1 pseudogene is annotated in these 371 nt (G+C 69.8%); it reads right to left on the bottom strand.

Features of this window, described 5'->3' with window-relative positions:
• Nucleotides 1-371 (bottom strand): annotated as a pseudogene (locus B0W88_RS32355) (hypothetical protein); the annotation flags it as partial.

The following is a 371-nucleotide window of genomic DNA, read 5'->3' as shown; positions in this document are numbered from 1 at the left end:
CGACCTTGCCGGCGTTCAGCAGCGCCGCGCCGCGGGTCACCTTGTTGGCCAGGATGATCAGCGTCGGCTCGCCGGAGCGCAGCACCTGGGCGACGTGCTCAATGCGCTCGGCGTTGGGCGCCTTGCGTCGAACTTCAGGGTTAGGCGGCAGGACGCGCGAACCGCTGACCTGCTGCCAGGAGGTATCACCCGGCAGGATCAGGGTGGCGATCTGGCCCGGATGAGCACTGGCTGCAGCCACGGCCTGCGCCGTGTCCCAGCCGATCGCATCGGCCGAGTCCGCGCGCCGCACCCAGTGACTCAGCGGCCGCGCCAGGCCTTCAATGTCCGAGGTCAGCGGCGGGTCGTACTTGAGGTGCGAGACCGAGTGC

This window comes from Pelomonas sp. KK5, from assembly GCF_001984095.1.
Classification (GTDB): domain Bacteria; phylum Pseudomonadota; class Gammaproteobacteria; order Burkholderiales; family Burkholderiaceae_C; genus KK5.
The sequence above is the reverse complement of the archived record's forward strand: the minus strand, read 5'-3'. Positions and strand labels throughout refer to the sequence as shown.